This window comes from Agrobacterium tumefaciens (assembly GCF_031801495.1).
In the GTDB taxonomy this organism is placed as follows: domain Bacteria; phylum Pseudomonadota; class Alphaproteobacteria; order Rhizobiales; family Rhizobiaceae; genus Agrobacterium; species Agrobacterium tumefaciens_K.
Genome location: NZ_JAOEGC010000002.1, coordinates 1,719,653 through 1,741,785 on the forward strand (window position 1 = coordinate 1,719,653; position 22,133 = coordinate 1,741,785).

Here is a 22,133-nt window from a genome sequence, read left to right on the forward strand (position 1 = left end):
CGGCAAATCGGTCTTTGTTGCGCCTCTCATAATCGCGGACGCGTTGCGGAACAACCGGAAATGCGCGCGAAACAGCGGAGATAGCATGAAGGCCGGGGATTTTATTACAGATGTCATGCGCTCCGTGGCCTTTCTCAGCCGTCTGCCGGTTTCCTCCCGTTTTTTCGAGGATGACGATGGCTCGATGCGCCGGACGGCGCGCGCCTTTCCAGCTGCGGGTCTGCTGATCGCCCTTCCCTCCGCCGCAATCATCGCCGTACTCGGACATTTCAACGCCGATCCGGATATGACGGGATGGATCGCCGTCGCCATGATGGCGCTTGTCACCGGGGCGCTGCATGAGGATGGACTGGCCGACACGGCCGATGGATTCGGCAGCGGCAAACCAGCGGAGAAGACGCTGGAAATCATGAAAGACAGCCGCATCGGCACCTATGGCGCCATCGCGCTGATCCTCTCCTTCGCCGTGCGTGCGACTGCTCTCAGCGCGCTTATTGCTGTTCTGCCCGCCAAAACCGCAGCCGCATGCCTGATTGCCGCTGCGGTTGCAAGCCGAGCTCTCATGGTCTGGCACTGGCAGGCAGTGCCTCCTGCCCGAACGTGCGGTGTTGCCGCATCCGTTGGTCAACCGCATGCGATCGAACGCAACGTCGCGCTCGCCACCGGTCTTTTCCTGACGGCGATGTTTACGCTTCACACTCTGCCGCTGCTGCCATTAGTCATTGTGATTGCGGCGGCCTGCGGCGCCGTATGGGGGCTTAACCGGCTATGCCTCCGGAAAATCGGCGGCCATACCGGCGATACCATCGGGGCCTGCCAGCAGATCACGGAGATCGTGATTCTGGTCACCCTTGCCATCGCAATCTGATCTTCTGATATAGACCTCATGGAAACACCGTGTCGCCATATCTGTCTTCTGGATGCAACAGGCCAACTCTGCGTTGGTTGCGGACGCACGCTTGCGGAAATAGGCGGCTGGGCGAGTTACAGCGACGCGGAGCGCGATGCGGTAATGTCAGCACTTCCCACCCGGCTGGCCGCTCTTGAAACCATTGCTACCGAGGAGAACGGAACCGCATGAACAGGCTCACATTCATTCTTCTCGTACTTGCGGTGGGCCTTGGTCTTCTTCTCATCAATCACGACAGCGGCAGAACCTTCGGCATCAGCAACGAGCAGTTCGGCCAGATGGTCTATCTAGTACCGATAGCGGCACTTCTCTCTGCCGGTATTCTTGCGGGGCGCAGAGGAAGCGTAGCGTCAGTCATCCGGCAACTGGCGGTTTGGCTCGTCATCATTCTCGGCTTCGCAGCGGTATACCTTTACCGCTACGACCTTCAGACGTTCGGCAACCGTCTGGTCGGCGGGCTCATACCCGGACGCGCCGTGGTGGTGACGACAGCTGACGGCACGCAGGAGATCGTGCTGCACAAGTCCATGAGTGGGCATTTCGAAGCCGACGTCATGGTCGACGGCAAGACGATCCATATGCTGGTCGACACCGGAGCAAGCTCCATCGTGCTCGCCAATGCCGACGCTGCGGCAATCGGGGTCGACACGGCGAAGCTTCGTTATACCGTGCCGGTCATGACCGCGAACGGCCGCACATCGGCAGCGGCCGTCACCCTGTCGGAAATCGGCATCGGCCCGATCATGCGGCGGAACATTCCGGCTCTCGTCACCCAGGAAGGCCAGCTCGACCAGAGCCTGCTCGGCATGAGCTTCCTGTCAACGCTCGGCTCGCTTCAGATGCAGACCGATGAGTTACGTCTGAGGGACCGGTAAGGTCGCCTGGCAGACCAGCATCACATGTTACTGAACTGTGCTGCGCGCGGCCCTGCCAGAACGACTTCCCAAGCGGATTTATTGCCATATTTCTGGCGTGCTATGTACGTGTAACCTGTGCGGTTCCATGGCTTGATCGATCCGCTCATATTATCGAGAACGTACTCTCCGTCGGACAGACGAACCAGCAGGACGGCGTGATTGTTGCCGCTACGATCAAGCACGACCGAAACGGACATTTTGTTTGACGGAAAACCCGCGTCCAGCAATGCCTTGGTCTTGGCCATGGCATAGTCCTCGCAGTCGCCACGTCCGTCCTTCGGAAGCGACCAGTAATTGCTGCGACCGTAAACGACCGCATCGTCTACCGGGCGGATGGCGCTGTTGACCTTGCGGTTGACCTCGGTAAGCAGCTTAAGCGCCTGCTCGTCACTGAATTTGGCGCCAGCCTTGGCCGAGCATAACCATCCGTAACGCTGACAGGCGGAGGAAAAACCCTCCGGGGCGGAAATGGAGCGGGTTACCGGAAGCTCGCCGGCAGAAGCGTTCGTGCCAAGCGCCATCGCGCCCAGAAGAGCGAATGCAAAAACAGAAATCTTCATGATTACGTCAGTTCCTTCAAAGTGGCCTTGTGATCCAGAGGCAGACTTCATGCCACCCTGTTCACGTATTTAAAGTTTAGGCATTGACTGAAGGTGACCCGACGTCACGTCGTACTCGAACTAAAAAACACCCCTGAAATGCGCCTAAGGCTCACCTCATGGCATGATTAGCCCAAAATTTCAAAAAAAAATTAACATAGCCCGCCTGGATGTGTGCCAAATCGAGAAAATGGGCAGACGCAACAAATATTCCAGAGCAAGTGGGAGGAGGATTAAAGAACAAAGAATCGATAGGATTTTAGAAAAAAATCCTAAAATTAAATAATACTTTCGAGCAATACACAATAATACATAATTAAATAGGATTAAAGTCAAGGATTAACTGCAGAATATCCACAAAACACCGATATATTGTGAATAAAGTCTCATTAATATAGCCTGAAGAATACAGTTAAAACTGCCAATAAGGGAGGAAACCCATGAGCAGTAAGATGACAACTGTGTTCTCATGTATTGCAATCTTGCTCTCCAGCACAACCATGGGAACTGCGCAGACGCGTTTGCAAAGATGCGAATTCGTCACGCCCGGCACTCTTGAAGCTCTGCTCTGCAGGCCAACAGCCTCCATACCCAGATTGGATGGAGCCAACCCTGGCGACAACGACAGGAACAGCGGTGACGTAGAAACAAGCAGTTCGGGTGGCTCAACCAGCAACCCGGGCGGAGGAACGACTGATCCCGGCGGCGGCGGCGGTGGCGGCGGCGGCGGTGGCGGCGGCGGCGGCGGTGGCGGCGGCGGCGGAGGCCATGGCGGTGGCGGCGGCCACGGCGGTGGCGGCGGCCACGGCGGTGGCGGAGGTCACGGCGGTGGCGGAGGCCATGGCGGTGGCGGCGGCCACGGCGGTGGCGGAGGTCACGGCGGTGGCGGAGGCCATGGCGGTGGCGGCGGCCACGGCGGCGGTGGCCATGGCGGTGGCGGCGGCCACGGTGATGGCGGTGGCCATGGCGGTGGCGGAGGCCACGGCGGTGGCGGCCATGGCGGTGGCGGAGGCCACGGCGGTGGCGGAGGCCACGGCGGTGGCGGCCATGGCGGTGGCGGAGGCCACGGCGGTGGCGGCCATGGCGGTGGCGGAGGTCACGGTGACGGCGGTGGCTATGGCGGTGGCGGAGGTCACGGTGATGGCGGTGGCGGAGGTCACGGTGATGGCGGTGGCTATGGCGGTGGCGGAGGTCGCGGTGAAGGTGGCGGCCACGGTCATGGTCACGGTGGTGGCCGTGGTGGCGATAATGATGGCGGCTATGGTGGCGGTTACGGCAAAGATAGCGACTGATCGCCTTATTCTTATCAAAACTGGCGGCCGAGAGGCCGCCAGTTTCCGTTTTATAAAAGTACTCAGCCCCGAACGCGGATTGGTCAGTTGCGCAGACGATACCCGGTCTTGAACATCCAGCCGACAACACCGAGGCACGCCGCAAGGAATAGGGCAATCATCAGCAGACTGAAAACCGGATCGACATCGGCAATGCCGTAGAAGCTCCAGCGGAAACCGCTGATGAGATAGAGCACCGGGTTGAAGTGGCTGACCGTCTGCCAGAAAGGCGGCAGCATATCGATGGAATAGAAACTGCCGCCAAGGAACGTCAGAGGCGGCACGACCAGCATCGGAATGAGATTGAGCTGTTCGAAGTTCGTCGCCCAGATGCCGATGATGAAGCCGAACAGGCTGAAGCTTACCGCTGTCAGCACGAAGAACAGCACCATCATGAACGGATGCTCGATGCTGATATCCACGAAGAATGAAGCGGTTACGAGGATGATGGTCCCGATCATAAGCCCCTTGGTGGCCGCCGCCCCGACATACCCGGCGACGATCTCCGTCATCGCCACCGGCGCCGAGAGGATTTCATAAACCGTACCGGTGAATTTCGGAAAGTAGATACCGAACGAACCGTTGCTGATGCACTGTGTCAGAAGCGTCAGCATGATGAGGCCAGGCGTGATGAAGGAGCCGTAGGAAACGCCGCCAACCTCCTGAATCCGCGAACCGATCGCCGTTCCGAAAACGATGAAGTAAAGCGAGGTGGAGATGACGGGAGACACGACGCTTTGCAACAAGGTACGCCGTGTGCGCGCCATTTCGAAGAGATAGATCGACTTGATTGCCTGGAAATTCATTTCTGGCCTCCGACGAGCGAGACGAAGATATCCTCAAGCGAGCTTTGCCGCGTCGATATATCCTTGAAGTGGATACCCTCCGCCGAAAGCGCGCTGAGCAGATCGGCAATACGGCCCTGCTCGCCATTACCCTCGATTTCATAAGTAATGGTGGAACGATCTTCGGAAAGCGTCAGATCGAAGCCCGAAAGACTGGGAGGAAGCTTGTCGAGCGGCTGGCTAAGTTCGAGGAAAAGCTGCTTGCGACCCAGCTTTCTCATCAGGGTCGTCTTGTCCTCCACCAGCAGAAGCTCACCACCGTTGATGACACCAACGCGATCGGCGATCTCCTCCGCCTCCTCGATGTAGTGGGTCGTCAGAATGATCGTCACGCCCTTGGCGCGCAGATCCTCGACCACCTTCCACATGTCACGACGCAAGGCGACATCCACGCCTGCCGTCGGCTCGTCGAGGAACAGGACCTTCGGCTCGTGCGCCAGCGCCTTTGCGATCAGCACGCGCCGTTTCATCCCGCCGGAAAGCTGCCGCAGCATGTTGTCCTTCTTGTCCCAAAGCGACAGCGACTTCAGGATATGTTCGATCAGTTCGGGGTTCTTCCGCTGTCCATGCAGGCCACGCGAAAAGCTGACCGTGTTCCAGACCGTCTCGAACTGATCCGTCGTCAGTTCCTGCGGCACGAGGCCGATCAAGGCCCGCGTCTGCCGGAAATCCTTCACGACATCATGCCCTCCGACGAACACGGAACCATCACCGGGATTGACGAGGCCGCAGATGATGGAGATCAGTGTCGTCTTGCCGGCACCGTTGGGTCCAAGCAGCGCAAGAATTTCACCCTCCCGGATATCGAGGCTGATACCCTTGAGTGCCTGAAAGCCGTTCGCGTAGGATTTCGTCAGGTTTCGGATCGAAACAATGGCATTCATGGCGAAACTTTCGAAAATTCGATAGATATGCCAGCCATATAGGCCGTTGACGGCACGAACGCCACCCCAACCGCATTAAACACTGTGTTCCGTTAGCGCGGAAAATCAGCCGTAGACGCTGTAGAAGAACTGCGCCGACACGAACACGAGAAACAGGCCGAATGCACGCTCAAGCTGCTGCTTGCTCAGCGCATGCGCAAGCCGTGCCCCGTAAGGCGCGACGATCAGCGTGATCGGGATCAGCAGGATGACGGCAATCCAGTTGATGAAACCGGTAGAAAACGGCGGAAGGCCTGCATCGCCCCATCCCGCCCAGATGTAACCGGCAAGTCCGGGCAGCGAGATGAGAACGCCGACACCGGACGACGTTGCGACCGCCTGATGAATGGAGCGGCCGTAGAGGGTCATGAATGTATTGTTCATCACCCCGCCTCCGACACCCATCAGCCCCGAGAACAGGCCAATACCCATACCAACAATAAAACGGGTGGGGTTGCCGGGCAGATCCGAACCGAGATGCCAGCTTGCACGGTTGAAGATCATCCGGAACGCAAGAACGAGCGCGATGAAAGCGAAGATCAGCCGAAGCGCGACGCTGGACGCGTAGGCCGCAACCACCGATGCGAGGATCGTACCCAGCGGCACGGCAACGATCCAGCCTCTCAGCAATGCGAGATCAACAGCACCCTTCTGCCGATGCGTCAGGAAGGAGCGAATGGAGGTTGGCACAATGATGGCCAGCGATGTCCCGAGCGAAAGATGCATCCGCACGTCTTCCGGCACCTCGAGAATTCCGAAGACGTGATAAAACACCGGCACCAGCACGGCACCGCCACCGATGCCGAACAATCCGGCCAGCAGACCCGCAATGATACCCGCCCCTGCAAGAGCGGCTGCGAACAGTGCTATTTCCGAAATTGGCGGCATGAAATCGATTGACCCCGGTCTGTCACGAACGTGTGATGGTGATACCCTATGAGAATGTTACGGCAAGCCTCATCGTGAGCCTGCCGGTACGGCCAATGCACATTTGTGAAACGGCTTCGAAACGGCCGCCGCCGCCTTCGAAGCCTGGATTTCATGTATTCTGTTTTATTCTGCCTTCGGGACCGCACACACCCCGCGTCGTTGTCCCGTTTTCACCGGCCTTCGGGCCGGTTTTTTCTTCGTCAGCTTCCCCGTCTGCGCTCAGTCGCAGTGACGGTAGCCGGATTTGCGGGTGCGCAGATCGAAATGGAAGTGGTTCCAGTGATTGGGATCGCTGCCCGGGCCAAGTACGGTCGAAAAATATTTGCAGCTGTCTGTCCGGACTGCCTTCAGAAGCGCCTTTTCGCGGAAAGCGAAGAAATTCTTTTTCCGGACATCGATTTCCTTACCGTTTTTCAGGGTGATCGTGCCGATATCGATGGCATTTCCACGCGCATGTTCGGACCAGGGGTTGCTGGAACGGGAGTTCATTTTACGGCAGGAATAGCCACCCATCGGCGTGATCCGCTCTACCCCGGAAAGGTACCGGAAGCGCGACGACGGCACGAGCTCGAACTTGACCCATTTGGCAAAGGCGAGCGTCACCTGGCAGTTGAGCTTGACCGCCGGACGGACTGCGACGCCACTGGCCAGACCGCTGAGCTCGATGGGATAATCAATGCCGCAGGTCGGGCCATCCGCAATCCGCGCCACATCTCGGAAAGCGACGCCCAGACGGCGAAGCTCGGCACGGCAGGCAACCTCGGAAGACGGCATCATGCCGGGCGGCATGCCCTGACGGCTGCTTTGCCCTGCACCGCCCCTCATCGGATCATTGGGCATCAGCATGGCAACTTCCTCGACCGGCTGGCCGCGCGAACCACCGGCAGGCGGTGGCGGTATCAGCCGGGACTGGCCGACCGGCTGCTGCTGGCGCGCCGGGGATCGAAGCGTGGGGTTATCGGTGCCTATACCGTCCACCACAGGCTGGGCCGACGCGCCTTCTGCGATATCCGCATCCTGCTCCTCGGCCAATCCGCGAACCGGTTCCACGCCCAGCATGGAATCCATGTTCACGCCACCCTGGCCTTCAGCGATCTGATCGGCGACAGGCTGACGCGCCATACCCTGATCTTGAAGGCTCTGCCCTTGAAAATTCTTGCCGCTCGCTGCCATGCGCGCCTGATGCTGGCCGTCGAGTGTGGAATAACTTCCCTGCGGCGCCTGAAGCAAGGGATCGTGCGAGGCATAAGGGTCCGGCATCGGTTGGGAAACGGCGGAATAGTCGCCCATCTGCCCGGTCATCTGATCGGTCTGGCGAACGGCACCGGGCGGTGCGCTGTAGGGCTGTTGCTGCCGTGAAGAACCTATCGCGCCGACGCGGGTCGTGCCATCCACGTCCGCAGGAGGAACAAGCCCCTCGGCAGAACACGACACCATCACCGTCGAAATCATCAGCAACGTCACGAAACGACGCGGAAGGGAAGCATACGCCATACCAGAACCTGTACCTTCAGCGGCCTCTGGAGCGCCGTGCATTCTTCCGAACACACGAGGGACGATCCAGAACTTGAACCTGTGCATCGTTCATCCTGAAAATCGGCGACGATTTTCAGGCGGATGCGCGAGAGCGGCAATACAGGGAAAATTTTAATAAAACGCGGTAAACGAAGTCTTATCGCGACGTTAAAAGCCCCGAAAATCCGTTAACTGCCTGCTTGAAATGACAAAAGGCGCGGCCAGAACCGCGCCTTTCCTATTTTTCGAAGGCCTTGATTAGGCCGCACGGGACATCGAGCGGCCTGCCTGTTGCCCAAGTTCAAAACGCGACAGCAGCGCCTGCAGCTGGCGGCTTTCTTCGGCAAGCGTCTGGCTGGCGGCGGTGGTTTCCTCAACCATTGCCGCGTTCTGCTGGGTCATCTGGTCCATGTGATTCACGGAGGTGTTGATCTCGTGCAGACCCGTCGCCTGCTCACGCGCCGCCGTGGCGATGGAGTTGACGTGGCCATCGACGCGATTGACCAGACCAACGATCTCATCCAGCGCGTCGCCCGTCGAGCGCACGAGACGCACGCCGCTGCCGACTTCCTCCGCCGAACTGTTGATCAACGACTTGATCTCCTTTGCAGCGTTGGCAGAGCGCTGCGCCAGTTCGCGCACCTCCTGCGCTACCACAGCAAAACCGCGCCCCGCCTCACCCGCGCGCGCCGCCTCGACACCGGCATTGAGTGCCAGAAGATTGGTCTGGAACGCAATCTCATCGATCACCGAAATGATCTGCCCGATCCTTTTCGACGAATCCTCGATACGTCCCATGGCAGCAACGGCATCGCGAACGATCTCGCCGGAACGTCCGGCGCTCGTTTTCGTATCACCGACCATCTGGCGTGCCTCATTGGCCCGCTCGGAGGCAGTACGCACCGTCGCCGTGATCTCATCGAGCGCGGCTGCAGTCTGCTCCAGCGCCGCAGCCTGCTGTTCTGTCCGACGTGACAGGTTGCCGGTCGCCTCACTGATATCCGAAGCGCTGTCGTTGACAACATGGCTGGTTCGACTGATCGCTTCGATGACCTGATGGAGGGCACCAACCGCGCGATTAAAATCCACACGCAGCTTTTCGTACTCGGCGCCGATATCGGAGATTTCCACCGTCAGATCACCATTCGCAAGGTTTTCTAGCGCGTGGCCAAGCTGACCCATGGCGTAGTCCTGCCGCTCGGAGGCAGAGCGCAACGTCTGTTCGTTGCCGCGACGCGTTTCTTCCAGCGCGCGCTGCTGTTCGGCTTCCCGCACCTGCAGGGCACTGCGCTCGTTGACGGAATCGCGCAGCACAAGAAGGGTTTTCGCCATTGCGCCGATTTCGTTCGTCCGATCTGCAAACGGCACCTCCGCTTTACCGTCCCCATCCGCAATACGGTTCATGCTCTGCTTGATCCGCTCGATCGGCTTGACGACACCGCGGATCGTGGCCGTGGCTGCACCAATCACCAGCAGTCCGCCGACGAGGCAGATTGCGGCGTTCAGATAGGCGTCCCTCCAGAAAACCGCCTTGAGATCGTCCACATAGACACCCGTGCCAACTACCCAGCCCCACGGCGCAAAACCGGCGACGTGCGAGAACTTCTCGACCGGCTCCGGCTCACCCGGCTTCGGCCAGTAATAATCGACAAAACCCTGCCCCCCGGCCTTGACTGTATTGACGAACTCCACGAACAGCGCCTTGCCGTTAGGATCCTTGTTGCCGGAAAGATCGGTGCCGTTCATTTCCGGTTTGATCGGGTGCATCACCATCCTGGGATGCATGTCGTTGATCCAGAAATAGCCGCTGCCATTCCCATATCGCATCGCTGCAATCGTGGCCTTGGCCTGTTGCTGCGCTGCCTCCCGCGTAAGGCTTCCGCCCTGCTCCATGCGATAATACTGGTCGAGAATGGCAATGGCCGTGTGGTTCATCGCCTCCAACCCTGCTTTACGTTCCCGCTCCATTCCCCGGTAACTTTCCAACAGGCTGAACGTAAGAGCAGTCGCCAATATCACCAGAAACAGCGCGACAAGCGCATAGAGACGCACAGATATCTTGGTGTTTTTCATGTGTTCGACCGCCTATAGTTGTAATTTAGCCAGCCAAATATAAAAGCGAAGAATTGATTATTATTAAATATAGCCATCATACCTTAGTATTGTTGCCTCAATACATGGAAAAATAGCTACCGCAACGCAGCAACACGCTGGAGATGTACGGAAAATTTCAAACCGAGAGGGTTCCGTCTGTTTTTTAAAGACGCCTTTAACGTTGATGCCTTTATGCTGTTTCTTGAATTTTCAGCATTGAGAGGCGAGCCATGGCGAGGCCGAATTTCCGCTTTACCCATTACGATCTGAAGGAACTGCGTGCGGGAACGATCATCGAAATATCATTGTCGGCGGTCAACAACGTACGCCTCATGACTGGCGCGAACTTTCAACGTTTCACCGAACTCCTCGATTTCAAGTATCTTGGCGGCGTCGCCAAAAAATCGCCGATCCGCATTACCATCCCCGAAACACTGCATTGGCATCTGGTGGTCGATGCCGAAGGCCACAGCGGATTGGCGGAATCTTCCGTCAAGATGCTGCCGGCACCGGCGGCAGCCATGCCTCAGCGAAAGGCATCCTAGCGCTCCACAGCGCATGCGGGATGCATCCGGAAAAGAATCTGAAAACAGGCAGATACGCCCGCTTTTGGAATCTGCCTGTGAAACGGATGATTCTTTTTGTGAAGAGCAGCGCCTAGCGCTGCCCTCTCTCCCGCCGAAGCTTCGCCCACCAGTCGAGCCTTTTGCGGATTTCACGCTCGAACCCACGATCCGGCGGATCGTAAAACGTGGTGCGCCCCATCTTTTCGGGGAAATAATCTTGCCCTGAGAAGGCATCCGGCTCGTCGTGGTCGTAACGATAACCGTCACCGTACCCCTCGCCCTTCATCAACTTCGTCGGCGCGTTCAGAATATGCTTGGGCGGGACCAGCGAGCCGTTTTCCTTGGCGGCGCGCATGGCCGCTTTGAAGGCGGTATAGACGGCATTCGATTTCGGTGCGGTCGCGAGATAAACGCAGGCCTGCGCAAGCGCCAGCTCCCCTTCCGGCGACCCCAGATAATCATAGGCATCCTTGGCAGCATTGCAGACCGTCAGCGCCTGCGGGTCGGCAAGCCCGATATCCTCGACTGCCATCCTGACCAGCCGCCGCCCGATGTAGAGTGGATCTTCACCCGCATCGAACATGCGGCAAAGATAATAGAGCGCCGCATCGGGATCCGAGCCGCGCACGGATTTATGCAGTGCCGAGATCAGATTGTAGTGACCGTCCTGGCTCTTGTCGTACACCGGAGCACGCCGCTGCACGATACGCGTCAGCCCTTCGGTGTCGAACGTTTCGTCCTTGCGCGCCGCCCGCCACACCTCTTCGGCCAGCGTCAGCACCGCACGGCCATCGCCATCCGCCATACGGATCAGGCTGGCGCGCGCATCGTCGGTCAGCGGCAGCGGCTTTCCCTCTGCCTGCTCGGCGCGCTTCAGCAGTTCCCCGAGGCTTTCCTCGTCATGCGAGTGGAACGTCAGAACCCTCGCTCGCGACAAAAGAGCGGCATTCAATTCGAAAGAGGGGTTTTCAGTCGTCGCACCGACGAGGATGATGGTCCCGTCTTCCATCACTGGAAGGAAGCTATCCTGCTGCGCCCGGTTAAAACGATGAATCTCGTCGACGAACAGCAGCGTCTGCCGCCCGCTCATGCGCCGGGCGCGCGCCGCTTCAAAGACCTTCTTGAGGTCTGCCACACCGGAAAAAATCGCGGAAATCTGTTCGAATGCAAGGCCCGCCTCACCCGAAAGCAGCCGGGCAACCGTTGTCTTGCCCGTGCCGGGCGGCCCCCAGAAGATCATCGAGCCAAGCGAGCCGCTGTCGATCATGCGACGTAGAGCGCCCTCTTCACCCGTCAGGTGTGACTGGCCCGTCACCTCCGCCAGCGTCGTCGGACGCAGACGGTCTGCAAGAGGCCGCCTTTTGGCGACCTCGGCTGGAACCTTTGGGGCGAAGAGATCGTCACTCATCGAAGGAACTGTCTGATACGCTGGCCATCCCGCAGGATTTCCACGCGCCAGAAGCCCGGATTGTCATCGAGCGCCTTTGCAATGGCTGCGCTGGACGCAATGTCCTCGCCATTCAGCGACAGGATGATGTCCTTCGGCTGGAAGCCGACGCGGAACGCCGGCGAACCGCGTTTCACGTCGACGATCACCACGCCCGTCACCTGGCTCGGCATACGCAGTTCATCCGCCAGCTTTGGCGAGAGGTTGGCGACGCTAGCGCCAGCAAATGGGTTACGGCCTTCGATCAACCGCTCGTCACGCGGCGCGGTTTCCGGCGCCGTGTCGAGAGCGATGGTGACTTTCTTGGCCTGCCCCTTGTCCATGACCGTCAGCTCGGCGGATTTGCCGATGCCCGCCGTCGTCAGGCGGTAGCCCAGCGCATCCGGGTGCTCCACCTCGAAGCCGTTGACGGCCGTGATGACCTGCCCCGGCTCGATACCCGCCTTCTCGGCAGGACCGCCCTTGACGACGCTGACCACAAGCGCGCCTCTGGCGCGGTCAAGACCAAGCGCTTCCGCCACATCCGACGTGACAGGATCGAAAGTCGCGCCGATATAGGGCCGCTGGAAGCTCGCATCACCCTTTTCAGCTGCCGCAATGAACACCCGGACCAGATTGGCGGGAATGGCAAAACCGATGCCGTTGGAACCGCCACCCTTGGAGAAGATCGCCGTATTGATGCCGATCAGCTCACCGGTCATGTTCATCAACGCACCGCCGGAATTGCCGGGGTTGATGGACGCATCGGTCTGGATGAAGAAGCCGAAATCACCCTGCACCACCTGATTGCGCGCTAGCGCCGAAACGATGCCGCTGGTAACCGTCTGGCCGACACCGAACGGGTTGCCGATGGCAAGCACCAGATCACCGACCTCCACCGCATCCGAATTGCCAAGCGGCAGCATCGGGAACTGTTCCTTGGCATCGATCTGCAACACGGCAAGATCGAGCCGGTCGTCTTTCAGCAGAACCTTGGACGGGAATTCCCGTCCGTCCGCCAGAGCGACCTTGATGTCGTCGGCACCCTCGATGACGTGATTGTTCGTCACGACAAGACCGCCCGCCGTCACGATCACGCCGGAACCGAGCGAGGATTGTTTTTCCGTGCGGTTCGGCAACTGCTGGCCGAAGAACTGTTCGAAGAACGGATCGCCTGCAAACGGCGAAAGGCGGCGCTGAACGACGCGCTCGGCATAGACATTCACCACCGCGCCCGCCGTCCGCTTGACGAGCGGCGCAAAGGACAGCTGCATTTCCGTGTGGCTGGTCGGTACGGTCTTGTTGTCCTGAGCACCGGCCGCGGCAGGCAGAAGGAGAAGTGCTGCAAGAACACCGCTGGACAGACATTTCAACACGCTCTGCATGTGATTCCTCATCGTCATCAATATGATGGAGTTATAACTCCTGACCCTATAAATGAAAGCGCGGCAAGATGATGGCCTGAGCTTTCTGGAACACGCGGGTGGAACCAAGCGCGACCTTCAGGCTTTTGCGACCTGACAACTATCAGGGATAACAAACAGCATGACGTTCAGATCCACTCTTCTTGCTCTTTCCGTCGCAACGATGGCCATCGCCGCGACGACGCCCGTTCATGCCGCCAGCTTCGACTGCGAGAAGCCGGACCTAGCAGCCGATGAAAAGGCGATCTGCGACAATCGCGTGCTCAACGATCTGGACGTCAAAATGGTGACGACCTTCGATATTCTGACGCAGCTGATGGCCATGGGCGCTCGCGACACGCTGCGCGAAGAGCAAAGCCAGTGGCTGAAGAAACGTCAGGAGTGTGGTCCTGACGCCACGTGCCTGACGGGAGCCTATCATGAGCGCATGAAAAAGCTCGGCGAGGCCTTCGAGAACATCTCGCGGCCCCTTTGAATCCCTGCCCCTGGTAATCAGGCAGCGCGGATGATGTTTTCCATCAGCCCATGCAACTGGTCGCGATAACCGGTTCTGGCGGAAGGCGCGTCCTCCCGCGAGGTCATAACCACCGACAGCTTTTTCGCGGGCACGATGTAAAGCATCTGCCCACCGTAGCCCCACGCGTAATAGACCCGCTCACCCGCCATATCCTTGATGAACCAGCAATAACCGTAACCATCACCGTTGAAGACGGAATTGGTACGCTGCTGCCAGGACTGGTCGATCCATTCCTGGGAAATGAGGCGCTCACCGTCCGCCGTGACACCGCCTCGTCTGTAAAGCTCGCCAAAGGCCAGAAGTGATCGCGCCGTCATCGCCATCTGGTTGCCGCCGAGATAGATACCCTGCGGATCCCGATCCCACGCGCCAATGGAGAAACCTTTCAAAGGACGAAACCAGTCTCTTGCCAGAGAGAGCGTGGAACGTCCTGACGCCTTGGTCAAAATGGCTGAGAGGAGATGGGTAGAACCAGTGGAATAGAGCATGCCGCCGCCCGGCTCCCCTGCAAAACCGGAACCAAGCGCCGTCTTCACCCAGTCACGGCTGGCGACCCAGCGGCCATAATTCGGTCCCGACATACGTTCCAGACCGGATTGCATGGACAGCAGGTTTCCAATGGTGACCCTTTCGAGCCGCGGATCGGGATTCGGCGGAAAGCTGCTGCGCAGCACCGTCGCAATCGGCTGATCGGTGCTTTGAAGGATTTTTCGCTCGATCGCCAGGCCGACCAGAGCCGAAACGATGGACTTCGACGCCGACTTGATGTTCGTGGACCCATTGAGCGCGGCGCCATGATAGGCGCGGCCGGCAATCTCGCGCCCGTCGACGCTGACGACGACGGTCTTCAGGCTGGAAAGCCCATCGGCCCCTCCAAGCACAACATCGAACCGGTCATCTCCCCCGCTGGTCTGGGCGCGGGCAATGGAAGCAAAAGGCAAAGTGCCGAGAATGGCGAGCGCTGTTCGTCTTTTCATGATGGCAACATAAGAACGGATGGACTTCGAAAAAGCTTTGACGGCAGCACATCACTCCAAAGTGACCAGCACCAATCCGCCTGTCTTGGCAACTTACCGAACATTTTCAGAATTTTAGTGCCAACTTCGGATTCAGATCCCTAAAAACTTGAATCGTTTTCTGAGACAACGCCTTCCGACAAAAAAGCCGCCCCAGAGGGCGGCTTCGCTTTGCGTTAAAGGTGGAGAACCATCACTCCGCGTCAGGAAGAATACGCACGGCGCCCTTGTCAGCACTGGAAGCGAAAGCCGCGTAAGCCTTCAGAGCCGTCGTGACATTGCGCTTGCGGATTTCTGCTGGCTTCCAGCCGAGCTGATCCTGCTCGGCACGGCGTGCTGCAAGTTCGGCATCCGAAACCTTGAGGTTGATCGTGCGGTTGGGAATGTCGATTTCGATAGTATCACCCTGACGAACCAGGCCGATGGCTCCACCCTGCGCCGCTTCAGGCGAGGCGTGACCGATGGAAAGACCGGACGTGCCACCGGAGAAGCGACCATCGGTGATGAGCGCGCAAGCCTTGCCCAATCCCTTCGACTTCAGATAGCTGGTCGGATAGAGCATTTCCTGCATGCCCGGCCCACCCTTCGGTCCTTCGTAACGAATGACGACGACATCGCCTTCTTTCACTTCATTGGAAAGAATGCCCTTAACAGCAGCGTCCTGGCTTTCATAAACCACAGCCGTTCCGTTGAATTTGAGGATCGACTCGTCCACACCCGCCGTCTTCACGATGCAGCCGTCCAGCGCGATGTTGCCGTACAGAACAGCCAGACCGCCATCCTTGGAGAACGGCTTTTCAACGGAGCGGATAACGCCGTTGTCGCTGTCCGTATCCAGATCGTCCCAGCGCGAAGACTGGCTGAAGGCAACCTGCGTCGGCACGCCACCCGGTGCCGCCTTGAAGAATTCACGAACGGTTTCCGAATTGGTGCGGGTGATATCCCAACGGTCGATGGCGTCGCCCAGCGTTGCTTCGTGGACCGTGTAGCAATCACGGTTGATGAGACCGCCGCGGTCAAGTTCACCCAGAATACGCATGATCCCGCCTGCACGGTGCACGTCTTCCATGTGCACGTCCTGCTTGGCGGGCGCGACTTTGGAAAGGCACGGCACCTTGCGTGACAGGCGGTCGATATCTTCCATGGTGAAATCGACGCCGCCTTCATGGGCCGCGGCCAGAATGTGCAGAACCGTGTTGGTCGAACCGCCCATCGCGATATCCAGCGACATGGCGTTTTCGAATGCGGCCTTGGAGGCGATGCTGCGCGGCAGGACAGTCTCGTCATCCTGTTCGTAATAACGACGGGCCAGATCAACGATCAGATGGCCAGCCTCGACGAACAGACGCTTGCGATCCGAATGCGTGGCGAGCGTCGAGCCATTGCCCGGCAGCGAAAGGCCGAGCGCCTCGGTCAGACAGTTCATGGAATTGGCCGTGAACATGCCCGAGCAGGAACCGCAGGTCGGGCAGGCGGAACGCTCGATGATCTGCACCTCCTCGTCCGAAACCTTGTCGTCGGCGGCGGCAACCATGGCGTCGACCAGATCGAGCGCGACCTTCTTGCCGTGAAGTACGACCTTGCCGGCTTCCATCGGTCCACCCGAAACGAATACGGCCGGAATATTGAGGCGCATGGCGGCGCTCAGCATGCCGGGTGTGATCTTGTCGCAGTTGGAAATGCACACCATCGCGTCTGCACAGTGGGCATTCACCATGTACTCGACACTGTCGGAAATGATTTCGCGCGACGGCAGCGAATAGAGCATGCCGTCATGGCCCATCGCGATGCCGTCATCCACGGCGATCGTGTTGAATTCCTTGGCAACGCCGCCAGCAGCTTCGATCTCGCGCGCCACGAGCTGGCCCAGGTCTTTCAGGTGAACGTGACCCGGCACGAACTGGGTGAAAGAGTTCACAACCGCGATGATCGGCTTCCCGAAATCGCCGTCCTTCATGCCGGTGGCGCGCCAAAGGCCGCGGGCACCGGCCATGTTACGGCCGTGGGTTGTCGTTCTGGAGCGATAAACTGGCATGGTGTTGTCCTCGATCTGTTGGCAAAGGGCTAACCCCGCTATACGAGGCACCTTCCCTTCCCGTTTGCCGTTTTTCTAGCGTAAACCGCAGGCCCTGTCACTGTCACCTTCGGGCAAAACAGTACGGTTCGGTACGGTACGCACGACTATCGTCCTGCAATCCACACAGATGACATCACGAATCCGCGATTTTTGGGGTCTGCCTGCGGTTTTTGTGACGCGCCTTGAAACATCTCTGTGCAACAGCCGTATTCATTATCATAATCGATTTATCGTCGGCACGCCCGGCTTTTATGGAGGTTCACATGCCCGCCTATCGTCCCCCTCGCATTGCACCCAGCGAGATCACGCCAAAAGGCATCTATCTTTCGCGACGGTCCTTTCTGGGAACTGCGGCGGGCCTGGCGGCTGTTGGCCTTACCGGGCGGGAAGCCATCGCTGCACCGCTTGCGGCAAAACCGGGTCCCTACAAGCTGGACGAGAAGCTGACACCGCTGGACGCGGTCACGAGCTACAACAACTTCTATGAATTCGGCGTCGGCAAATCCGATCCGAAGGAATATTCCGGCGACTTCAAGCCGACTCCGTGGACGGTGAAGGTGGATGGCCTTGTCGGCAAGCCGCAGGAATTCGGCATAGAGGAACTGCTGAAATATCCTCTGGAAGAGCGCACCTACCGTATGCGCTGTGTAGAGGGCTGGTCGATGGCTATTCCGTGGATCGGTTTTCCGCTGGCAGCATTGCTGGATAAGGTCGAGCCGCTCGGCAGCGCAAAATATGTTGCTTTTGAAACCGTTGTCAGGCCCGAGGAAATGCCGGGCCAGCGTGGTCTGTTCCAGCCTCTGAAATGGCCTTACGTCGAAGGCCTGCGGCTGGATGAGGCCCGCCATCCGCTGACCATTCTTGCGCTCGGCCTGTACGGCGAAACATTGCCCAACCAGAACGGCGCGCCGATCCGCCTCGTCGTTCCGTGGAAATACGGCTTCAAGGGCATCAAATCCATCGTGCGCATCTCTCTGGTGGAAAAGCAGCCGGAAACCACCTGGAAAAACTCCAATGCCCGCGAATACGGCTTCTATTCAAACGTCAATCCACATGTGGATCACCCACGGTGGAGCCAGGCGACTGAGCAGCGCATCGGCGAAGGCGGGTTTTTCGGCGTGGAAAACCGCCCTACCCTGATGTTCAACGGGTATGAAGAGGTCGCCAGCCTTTATACGGGCATGGACCTGAAAGCGAACTACTGAACATGGCTTTCGCTCTGTCTTTACCATCCCTGCCGAAACGCTACCAGCCAGCGGCAATCTGGTCGCTATACGTCATCGGCCTTGCCCCCGGCGTCTGGTATTTTTACCTCGCCGCAACCGGCGGCCTCGGCTTCAACCCGGTCAAGGAGTTCGAGCACCTGCTCGGCATATGGGCGCTGCGCTTTCTCTGTCTGGGGCTGTGTGTGACGCCGTTGCGTGACCTCTTCAACATCAACCTCATCGCCTACCGGCGCGCACTGGGGCTGATCGCCTTTTATTATGTACTGGCGCATTTCACCGTCTATCTGGTGCTCGACCGCGGCCTGATCTTCAGTTCCATCGTCGGGGATATTCTCAAGCGCCCCTATATCATGCTCGGCATGGCCGGGCTTGCCATGCTCGTCCCGCTGGCTCTGACTTCCAACCGCTGGTCGATCCGCAAGCTCGGCAACCGATGGAACTCGCTGCACAAACTTGTCTATCCGATCCTGCTGGCGGCTGTTCTGCATTTCGTTCTGGCGCGAAAATCCATCACGCTCGAACCGGCATTCTACATCGGCGTCGTGGTCATCCTGCTTGGCTATCGGTTGGTGCGGCCAACCCTCATGGCAAGGAAACGGGCAAAGAAGGCCGCGAGACCAATACCCGCGAGATAACAGGCAATATTCCACAGAGAGAAGACACGGCCGAGCAACAGCGCTCCGGCCGTTGTCGCGCGAAACGCATCCAGTGCCGGAAAATGCACGAGGCGGATCGATTCGACGGTGATGGCCACTGACACGGCCGCCGGGAAGGCAAGCGCATGGCGTTTACGTGGCAAGACCGCCGCAATGCCCAGATAGACCATCGATCCCCAGAGGATCGATCCTCCATACTTCACGACAATGAACGGCAGACCGATACTGTAGCCGTATCCACGCAGCATGAGCCCCGTGAAAATCACGCAGCAGGCGCCAACGAAGTGCCAGAAATGCCATGCAGGAACCAGGTTTAAGCGTTCGGTCATCGTGGCGCTTTATTCCCGCTTTGCTATAGATATGCAACATCTTCATTTTTGACGTGCAGAAGGATTACCCGTTGAGCGACCCAGCCTATCCAGCAAGCCGCCTTTCGGTCATCGATTCCCTGCTCTGCGATTATCAGCCATGGGGCAAGCTGACGGGCATCAGGCGTTTCATCGTCGAGTTCCTCTATTTCGGCATAAAGGAAGCGCGGGCCTGCATGTTTGCCGGACTGTTTTTCCTCTCGATCTTCCTTGTCCCCCGCGAAGGACTCTTCGGATTACCCCGCTACGACGTGCTGCTTGTCATCGCGCTCGGCATTCAGTTCTTCATGATCTGGAGCAAACTGGAAACGCTGGATGAGGCCAAGGCCATCCTGCTGTTTCATATCGTCGGTTTCGCGCTCGAAGTCTTCAAGACGTCGGGTAGCATCCAGTCCTGGTCCTATCCGGATTTTGCCTATTCGAAGGTGTTGGGCGTGCCGCTGTTTTCGGGTTTCATGTATGCGGCCGTCGGCAGCTATATCATTCAGGCGTGGCGCCTGCTGGATGTACGGATCCGCCACCACCCGCCCTACTGGATGGCAACGCTGATCGGCATTGCCATTTACGCCAACTTCTTCACACATCACTTTATCGGCGACTATCGCTGGTACGTCGCCGCCTGTGCGCTCGGCCTCTACGCCCGCGCCACGGTGATCTATCGCCCCTATGATACAGACCGGAGAATGCCGCTGCTGCTGTCGTTCATTCTCATCGGCTTCTTTGTCTGGCTCGCAGAAAACATCTCCACATTTTTCGGCATCTGGAAATACCCGAACCAGCTCGGGGCGTGGTCTGCCGTTCACATCGGCAAATGGAGTTCCTGGTCGCTCCTGGTCGTCATGACATTCGCGATCGTGTCACACCTGAAACATATCAAGAGACGCATCCACGTCCCTGAATAGGCCACGGCTCGGATTGTCACTCCTGACGGCTGTAGGCGCGATGGACATCAGAAAAGCACTCCTCGCCTTCCACACAGCAAACAAAAAAGCCGGGTGATCGCTCACCCGGCCTTTTATTGAACGACGCTGGAAGCGTCATAACTTATGCGGCTTCAGCAGCTTCAGCTTCAGCAGCGACGCGAGCCTTGTCGGCTGCGCCCTTGGCGTCGACGTCGCGCTCGACGAATTCAACAACTGCGAGAGCAGCGTTGTCGCCCTGGCGGAAGCCAGCCTTCATGATACGCAGGTAGCCGCCGTTGCGGTTTGCGTAACGAGCTGCGATCGCGTCGAACAGCTTGCGAACGGCGTCCTGATCCTTGATCTGCGAGATCGCCTGACGACGAGCGTGCAGGTCGCCGCGCTTGCCGAGGGTCACGAGCTTCTCAACGATCGGGCGAATTTCCTTCGCCTTCGGAAGCGTGGTTACGATCTGCTCATGGGTGATGAGCGAAGCAGCCATGTTGGCAAACATTGCCTTGCGGTGGCTGGCGGTTCTATTGAGCTTGCGGCCTGAATTTCCGTGGCGCATTGCTATTCTCCTTTAGTGCAGGTTTCCTGTTAGGACCTGCCGTTTCCTGGCACATGCAGGTGACTTACCTGCTGTTTGACGGGGAAAGGCAGTCTTTAAAGGGTCTGCCTTTTTGCTTGTTAGTACTGGTCTTCGTAACGCTTGGCGAGATCTTCGATGTTCTCTGGCGGCCATGCCGGCACTTCCATGCCGAGGTGCAGACCCATGGAAGCGAGAACTTCCTTGATTTCGTTAAGCGACTTGCGACCGAAGTTCGGAGTGCGAAGCATTTCGGCCTCGGTCTTCTGGATCAGGTCGCCGATGTAGACGATGTTGTCGTTCTTCAGGCAGTTTGCCGAACGAACGGACAGCTCGAGCTCGTCGACCTTCTTGAGAAGCGCCGGGTTGAACGCGAGTTCGGTAACCGATTCTTCTTCTGCTTCCTTCTGCGGCTCGTCGAAATTGACGAAGACGCCAAGCTGGTCCTGAAGGATACGAGCGGCGAAGGCAACGGCGTCTTCGCCGGAAACCGAACCGTTGGTCTCGATCGTCATGATCAGCTTGTCATAGTCGAGAACCTGGCCTTCACGGGTGTTTTCCACCTTGTAGGACACTTTCTTGACCGGAGAATAGAGGCTGTCCACCGGAATGAGGCCGATCGGGGCATCTTCCGCGCGGTTGCGCTCTGCCGGCACGTAACCCTTGCCGTTGTTGACGGTGAATTCCATGCGGATTTCAGCGCCATCGTCGAGCGTGCAGATAACGTGGTCCGGGTTGAGGATCTCGATGTCGCCTACCGTCTGGATATCACCAGCGGTCACGGCACCCGGACCCTGCTTGCGCACGACCATGCGCTTGGAATCGTCACCATCCATCTTGATGGCGATTTCCTTGATGTTGAGCACGATATCCGTCACATCTTCCCGTACGCCGGGGATGGAGGAGAACTCATGCAGAACGCCGTCGATCTGCACAGCGGTGACAGCAGCGCCGCGCAGCGAGGACAGCAGAACGCGGCGAAGCGCGTTGCCGAGCGTAAGACCGAAACCACGCTCCAGCGGCTCGGCAACAAGCGTTGCCTTGGTGCGGCTGGACGAGGTGAACTCGACCTTGTTCGGCTTGATAAGTTCCTGCCAGTTCTTCTGAATCATCTTTAAACCTTCCGTTCGCCGCCACCATCCAATCGTGACGGACCGAGCATGAAAACATCGAGAGGAACCGAAAAAGGTTCATCGATGGGTTCTTGAGCGCAAGTCCGCCGATCGAAATCAGCGCGCACACGCCAGATACACGAAAATTCCGCCAGACCGAAAGGCAAGGCGGAATTTCCGAACCACGGTCGCG

Annotated in this window: 22 protein-coding genes; 9 read left to right on the plus strand and 13 right to left on the minus strand. The window is 58.5% G+C overall.

The genetic code is table 11. The annotated features are described in order from the left end of the window. Positions 1–85: 85 nt before the first annotated feature. Genes N7578_RS17775 through N7578_RS17785 form a run of 3 tightly spaced genes read left to right on the plus strand, consistent with a single transcriptional unit; the run spans position 86 to position 1,785 of the window. Positions 86–868: an adenosylcobinamide-GDP ribazoletransferase gene (locus tag N7578_RS17775; protein WP_311111580.1), complete on the plus strand. Its 783-nt coding sequence runs from the start codon at positions 86–88 to the stop codon at positions 866–868. Positions 869–886: 18 nt separating this feature from the next. After that, positions 887–1,081 carry a DUF1289 domain-containing protein gene (locus tag N7578_RS17780; RefSeq protein ID WP_311111581.1) on the plus strand — a complete coding sequence of 65 codons (195 nt, stop codon included), beginning with the start codon at positions 887–889 and terminating at the stop codon, positions 1,079–1,081. Beyond that, positions 1,078–1,785, plus strand: coding sequence for a TIGR02281 family clan AA aspartic protease (locus N7578_RS17785; protein WP_311111582.1), 708 nt, complete (start codon positions 1,078–1,080; stop codon positions 1,783–1,785). Before N7578_RS17780 ends, N7578_RS17785 begins: the two co-directional genes overlap by 4 nt. 20 nt (positions 1,786–1,805) lie before the next feature. Here the strand turns inward: N7578_RS17785 and N7578_RS17790 are convergent, their stop codons facing one another. Next, complete coding sequence (locus tag N7578_RS17790) at positions 1,806–2,387, minus strand: transglutaminase-like cysteine peptidase (protein ID WP_311111583.1); 582 nt, start codon at positions 2,385–2,387, stop codon at positions 1,806–1,808. A gap of 479 nt (positions 2,388–2,866) precedes the next feature. Between N7578_RS17790 and N7578_RS17795 the strand changes: the two genes are divergently transcribed. Next, a complete protein-coding gene (locus tag N7578_RS17795) occupies positions 2,867–3,718 on the plus strand; it encodes a hypothetical protein (protein ID WP_311111584.1) in 852 nt (283 codons plus the stop codon). 83 nt (positions 3,719–3,801) lie between these two features. Here the strand turns inward: N7578_RS17795 and N7578_RS17800 are convergent, their stop codons facing one another. From N7578_RS17800 to N7578_RS17820, 5 genes are all read right to left on the minus strand, one after another. Beyond that, positions 3,802–4,563, minus strand: a complete 762-nt coding sequence (locus N7578_RS17800) for an ABC transporter permease (protein ID WP_311111585.1) — start codon at positions 4,561–4,563, stop codon at positions 3,802–3,804. Beyond that, entirely contained in the window at positions 4,560–5,486 is a 927-nt protein-coding gene (locus N7578_RS17805; RefSeq protein ID WP_311111586.1) for an ABC transporter ATP-binding protein, read from the minus strand. Before N7578_RS17805 ends, N7578_RS17800 begins: the two co-directional genes overlap by 4 nt. Positions 5,487–5,591: 105 nt before the next feature. Next, positions 5,592–6,413 (minus strand): sulfite exporter TauE/SafE family protein, encoded by an 822-nt coding sequence (locus tag N7578_RS17810; RefSeq protein WP_311111587.1) that lies wholly within the window; start codon positions 6,411–6,413, stop codon positions 5,592–5,594. Positions 6,414–6,674: 261 nt separating this feature from the next. Then, complete coding sequence (locus tag N7578_RS17815) at positions 6,675–7,949, minus strand: extensin family protein (RefSeq protein ID WP_311112550.1); 1,275 nt, start codon at positions 7,947–7,949, stop codon at positions 6,675–6,677. Between the two features lie 279 nt (positions 7,950–8,228). Next, positions 8,229–10,043, minus strand: coding sequence for a methyl-accepting chemotaxis protein (locus N7578_RS17820; RefSeq protein ID WP_311111588.1), 1,815 nt, complete (start codon positions 10,041–10,043; stop codon positions 8,229–8,231). Between the two features lie 251 nt (positions 10,044–10,294). On the opposite strand from N7578_RS17820, the gene N7578_RS17825 reads away from it, so the two are divergent. Beyond that, positions 10,295–10,609, plus strand: a complete 315-nt coding sequence (locus N7578_RS17825; RefSeq protein WP_311111589.1) for a DUF1883 domain-containing protein — start codon at positions 10,295–10,297, stop codon at positions 10,607–10,609. A gap of 112 nt (positions 10,610–10,721) precedes the next feature. Here N7578_RS17825 and N7578_RS17830 read toward each other — a convergent pair whose 3' ends face one another. Together N7578_RS17830 and N7578_RS17835 are read right to left on the minus strand one after the other, a co-directional pair. After that, positions 10,722–12,038, minus strand: a complete 1,317-nt coding sequence (locus N7578_RS17830) for a replication-associated recombination protein A (RefSeq protein ID WP_311111590.1) — start codon at positions 12,036–12,038, stop codon at positions 10,722–10,724. Continuing rightward, a complete protein-coding gene (locus tag N7578_RS17835; RefSeq protein ID WP_311111591.1) occupies positions 12,035–13,441 on the minus strand; it encodes a DegQ family serine endoprotease in 1,407 nt (468 codons plus the stop codon). Before N7578_RS17835 ends, N7578_RS17830 begins: the two co-directional genes overlap by 4 nt. 160 nt (positions 13,442–13,601) lie before the next feature. Here N7578_RS17835 and N7578_RS17840 point away from each other — a divergent pair, with 160 nt between their 5' ends. Continuing rightward, positions 13,602–13,955: a lysozyme inhibitor LprI family protein gene (locus N7578_RS17840; protein WP_422646712.1), complete on the plus strand. Its 354-nt coding sequence runs from the start codon at positions 13,602–13,604 to the stop codon at positions 13,953–13,955. 17 nt (positions 13,956–13,972) lie between these two features. Here N7578_RS17840 and N7578_RS17845 read toward each other — a convergent pair whose 3' ends face one another. Continuing rightward, positions 13,973–14,974, minus strand: coding sequence for a serine hydrolase (locus tag N7578_RS17845; protein ID WP_311111592.1), 1,002 nt, complete (start codon positions 14,972–14,974; stop codon positions 13,973–13,975). A 232-nt stretch (positions 14,975–15,206) separates the two neighbouring features. Then, positions 15,207–17,048, minus strand: a complete 1,842-nt coding sequence (gene ilvD, locus N7578_RS17850; RefSeq protein ID WP_311111593.1) for a dihydroxy-acid dehydratase — start codon at positions 17,046–17,048, stop codon at positions 15,207–15,209. A gap of 305 nt (positions 17,049–17,353) precedes the next feature. On the opposite strand from ilvD, the gene msrP reads away from it, so the two are divergent. Both msrP and msrQ read left to right on the plus strand, forming a co-directional pair. Continuing rightward, entirely contained in the window at positions 17,354–18,295 is a 942-nt protein-coding gene (gene msrP, locus N7578_RS17855) for a protein-methionine-sulfoxide reductase catalytic subunit MsrP (RefSeq protein WP_311111594.1), read from the plus strand. A gap of 2 nt (positions 18,296–18,297) precedes the next feature. Beyond that, complete coding sequence (msrQ, locus tag N7578_RS17860) at positions 18,298–18,951, plus strand: protein-methionine-sulfoxide reductase heme-binding subunit MsrQ (RefSeq protein ID WP_311111595.1); 654 nt, start codon at positions 18,298–18,300, stop codon at positions 18,949–18,951. On the opposite strand, the gene N7578_RS17865 is transcribed toward msrQ, so the two are convergent. Beyond that, positions 18,876–19,301, minus strand: a complete 426-nt coding sequence (locus N7578_RS17865; RefSeq protein WP_422646713.1) for a DUF2809 domain-containing protein — start codon at positions 19,299–19,301, stop codon at positions 18,876–18,878. The genes msrQ and N7578_RS17865 overlap by 76 nt on opposite strands. Before the next feature lie 71 nt (positions 19,302–19,372). On the opposite strand from N7578_RS17865, the gene N7578_RS17870 reads away from it, so the two are divergent. Next, entirely contained in the window at positions 19,373–20,242 is an 870-nt protein-coding gene (locus tag N7578_RS17870) for a DUF817 domain-containing protein (protein WP_311111596.1), read from the plus strand. Positions 20,243–20,384: 142 nt separating this feature from the next. Here the strand turns inward: N7578_RS17870 and rplQ are convergent, their stop codons facing one another. Both rplQ and N7578_RS17880 read right to left on the minus strand, forming a co-directional pair. After that, positions 20,385–20,810, minus strand: a complete 426-nt coding sequence (gene rplQ, locus N7578_RS17875; protein ID WP_311111597.1) for a 50S ribosomal protein L17 — start codon at positions 20,808–20,810, stop codon at positions 20,385–20,387. A 119-nt stretch (positions 20,811–20,929) separates the two neighbouring features. Next, entirely contained in the window at positions 20,930–21,940 is a 1,011-nt protein-coding gene (locus N7578_RS17880; RefSeq protein WP_003495228.1) for a DNA-directed RNA polymerase subunit alpha, read from the minus strand. Positions 21,941–22,133: the final 193 nt, after the last annotated feature.

What these genes read in the sequence shown, in the direction of transcription:
- N7578_RS17780 (WP_311111581.1), top strand. Translation starts at nt 887, where the DNA reads ATGGAAACACCGTGTCGCCATATCTGTCTTCTGGATGCAACAGGCCAA.
- msrP (WP_311111594.1), top strand. Translation starts at nt 17,354, where the DNA reads ATGCCCGCCTATCGTCCCCCTCGCATTGCACCCAGCGAGATCACGCCA.
- N7578_RS17835 (WP_311111591.1), bottom strand. Translation starts at nt 13,441, where the DNA reads ATGCAGAGCGTGTTGAAATGTCTGTCCAGCGGTGTTCTTGCAGCACTT.
- N7578_RS17840 (WP_422646712.1), top strand. Translation starts at nt 13,602, where the DNA reads ATGACGTTCAGATCCACTCTTCTTGCTCTTTCCGTCGCAACGATGGCC.
- ilvD (WP_311111593.1), bottom strand. Translation starts at nt 17,048, where the DNA reads ATGCCAGTTTATCGCTCCAGAACGACAACCCACGGCCGTAACATGGCC.
- N7578_RS17805 (WP_311111586.1), bottom strand. Translation starts at nt 5,486, where the DNA reads ATGAATGCCATTGTTTCGATCCGAAACCTGACGAAATCCTACGCGAAC.
- N7578_RS17825 (WP_311111589.1), top strand. Translation starts at nt 10,295, where the DNA reads ATGGCGAGGCCGAATTTCCGCTTTACCCATTACGATCTGAAGGAACTG.
- N7578_RS17775 (WP_311111580.1), top strand. Translation starts at nt 86, where the DNA reads ATGAAGGCCGGGGATTTTATTACAGATGTCATGCGCTCCGTGGCCTTT.
- N7578_RS17790 (WP_311111583.1), bottom strand. Translation starts at nt 2,387, where the DNA reads ATGAAGATTTCTGTTTTTGCATTCGCTCTTCTGGGCGCGATGGCGCTT.
- N7578_RS17800 (WP_311111585.1), bottom strand. Translation starts at nt 4,563, where the DNA reads ATGAATTTCCAGGCAATCAAGTCGATCTATCTCTTCGAAATGGCGCGC.
- N7578_RS17830 (WP_311111590.1), bottom strand. Translation starts at nt 12,038, where the DNA reads ATGAGTGACGATCTCTTCGCCCCAAAGGTTCCAGCCGAGGTCGCCAAA.
- N7578_RS17880 (WP_003495228.1), bottom strand. Translation starts at nt 21,940, where the DNA reads ATGATTCAGAAGAACTGGCAGGAACTTATCAAGCCGAACAAGGTCGAG.
- N7578_RS17820 (WP_311111588.1), bottom strand. Translation starts at nt 10,043, where the DNA reads ATGAAAAACACCAAGATATCTGTGCGTCTCTATGCGCTTGTCGCGCTG.
- N7578_RS17810 (WP_311111587.1), bottom strand. Translation starts at nt 6,413, where the DNA reads ATGCCGCCAATTTCGGAAATAGCACTGTTCGCAGCCGCTCTTGCAGGG.
- N7578_RS17815 (WP_311112550.1), bottom strand. Translation starts at nt 7,949, where the DNA reads ATGGCGTATGCTTCCCTTCCGCGTCGTTTCGTGACGTTGCTGATGATT.
- N7578_RS17795 (WP_311111584.1), top strand. Translation starts at nt 2,867, where the DNA reads ATGAGCAGTAAGATGACAACTGTGTTCTCATGTATTGCAATCTTGCTC.
- N7578_RS17785 (WP_311111582.1), top strand. Translation starts at nt 1,078, where the DNA reads ATGAACAGGCTCACATTCATTCTTCTCGTACTTGCGGTGGGCCTTGGT.
- N7578_RS17845 (WP_311111592.1), bottom strand. Translation starts at nt 14,974, where the DNA reads ATGAAAAGACGAACAGCGCTCGCCATTCTCGGCACTTTGCCTTTTGCT.
- msrQ (WP_311111595.1), top strand. Translation starts at nt 18,298, where the DNA reads ATGGCTTTCGCTCTGTCTTTACCATCCCTGCCGAAACGCTACCAGCCA.
- rplQ (WP_311111597.1), bottom strand. Translation starts at nt 20,810, where the DNA reads ATGCGCCACGGAAATTCAGGCCGCAAGCTCAATAGAACCGCCAGCCAC.
- N7578_RS17865 (WP_422646713.1), bottom strand. Translation starts at nt 19,301, where the DNA reads ATGACCGAACGCTTAAACCTGGTTCCTGCATGGCATTTCTGGCACTTC.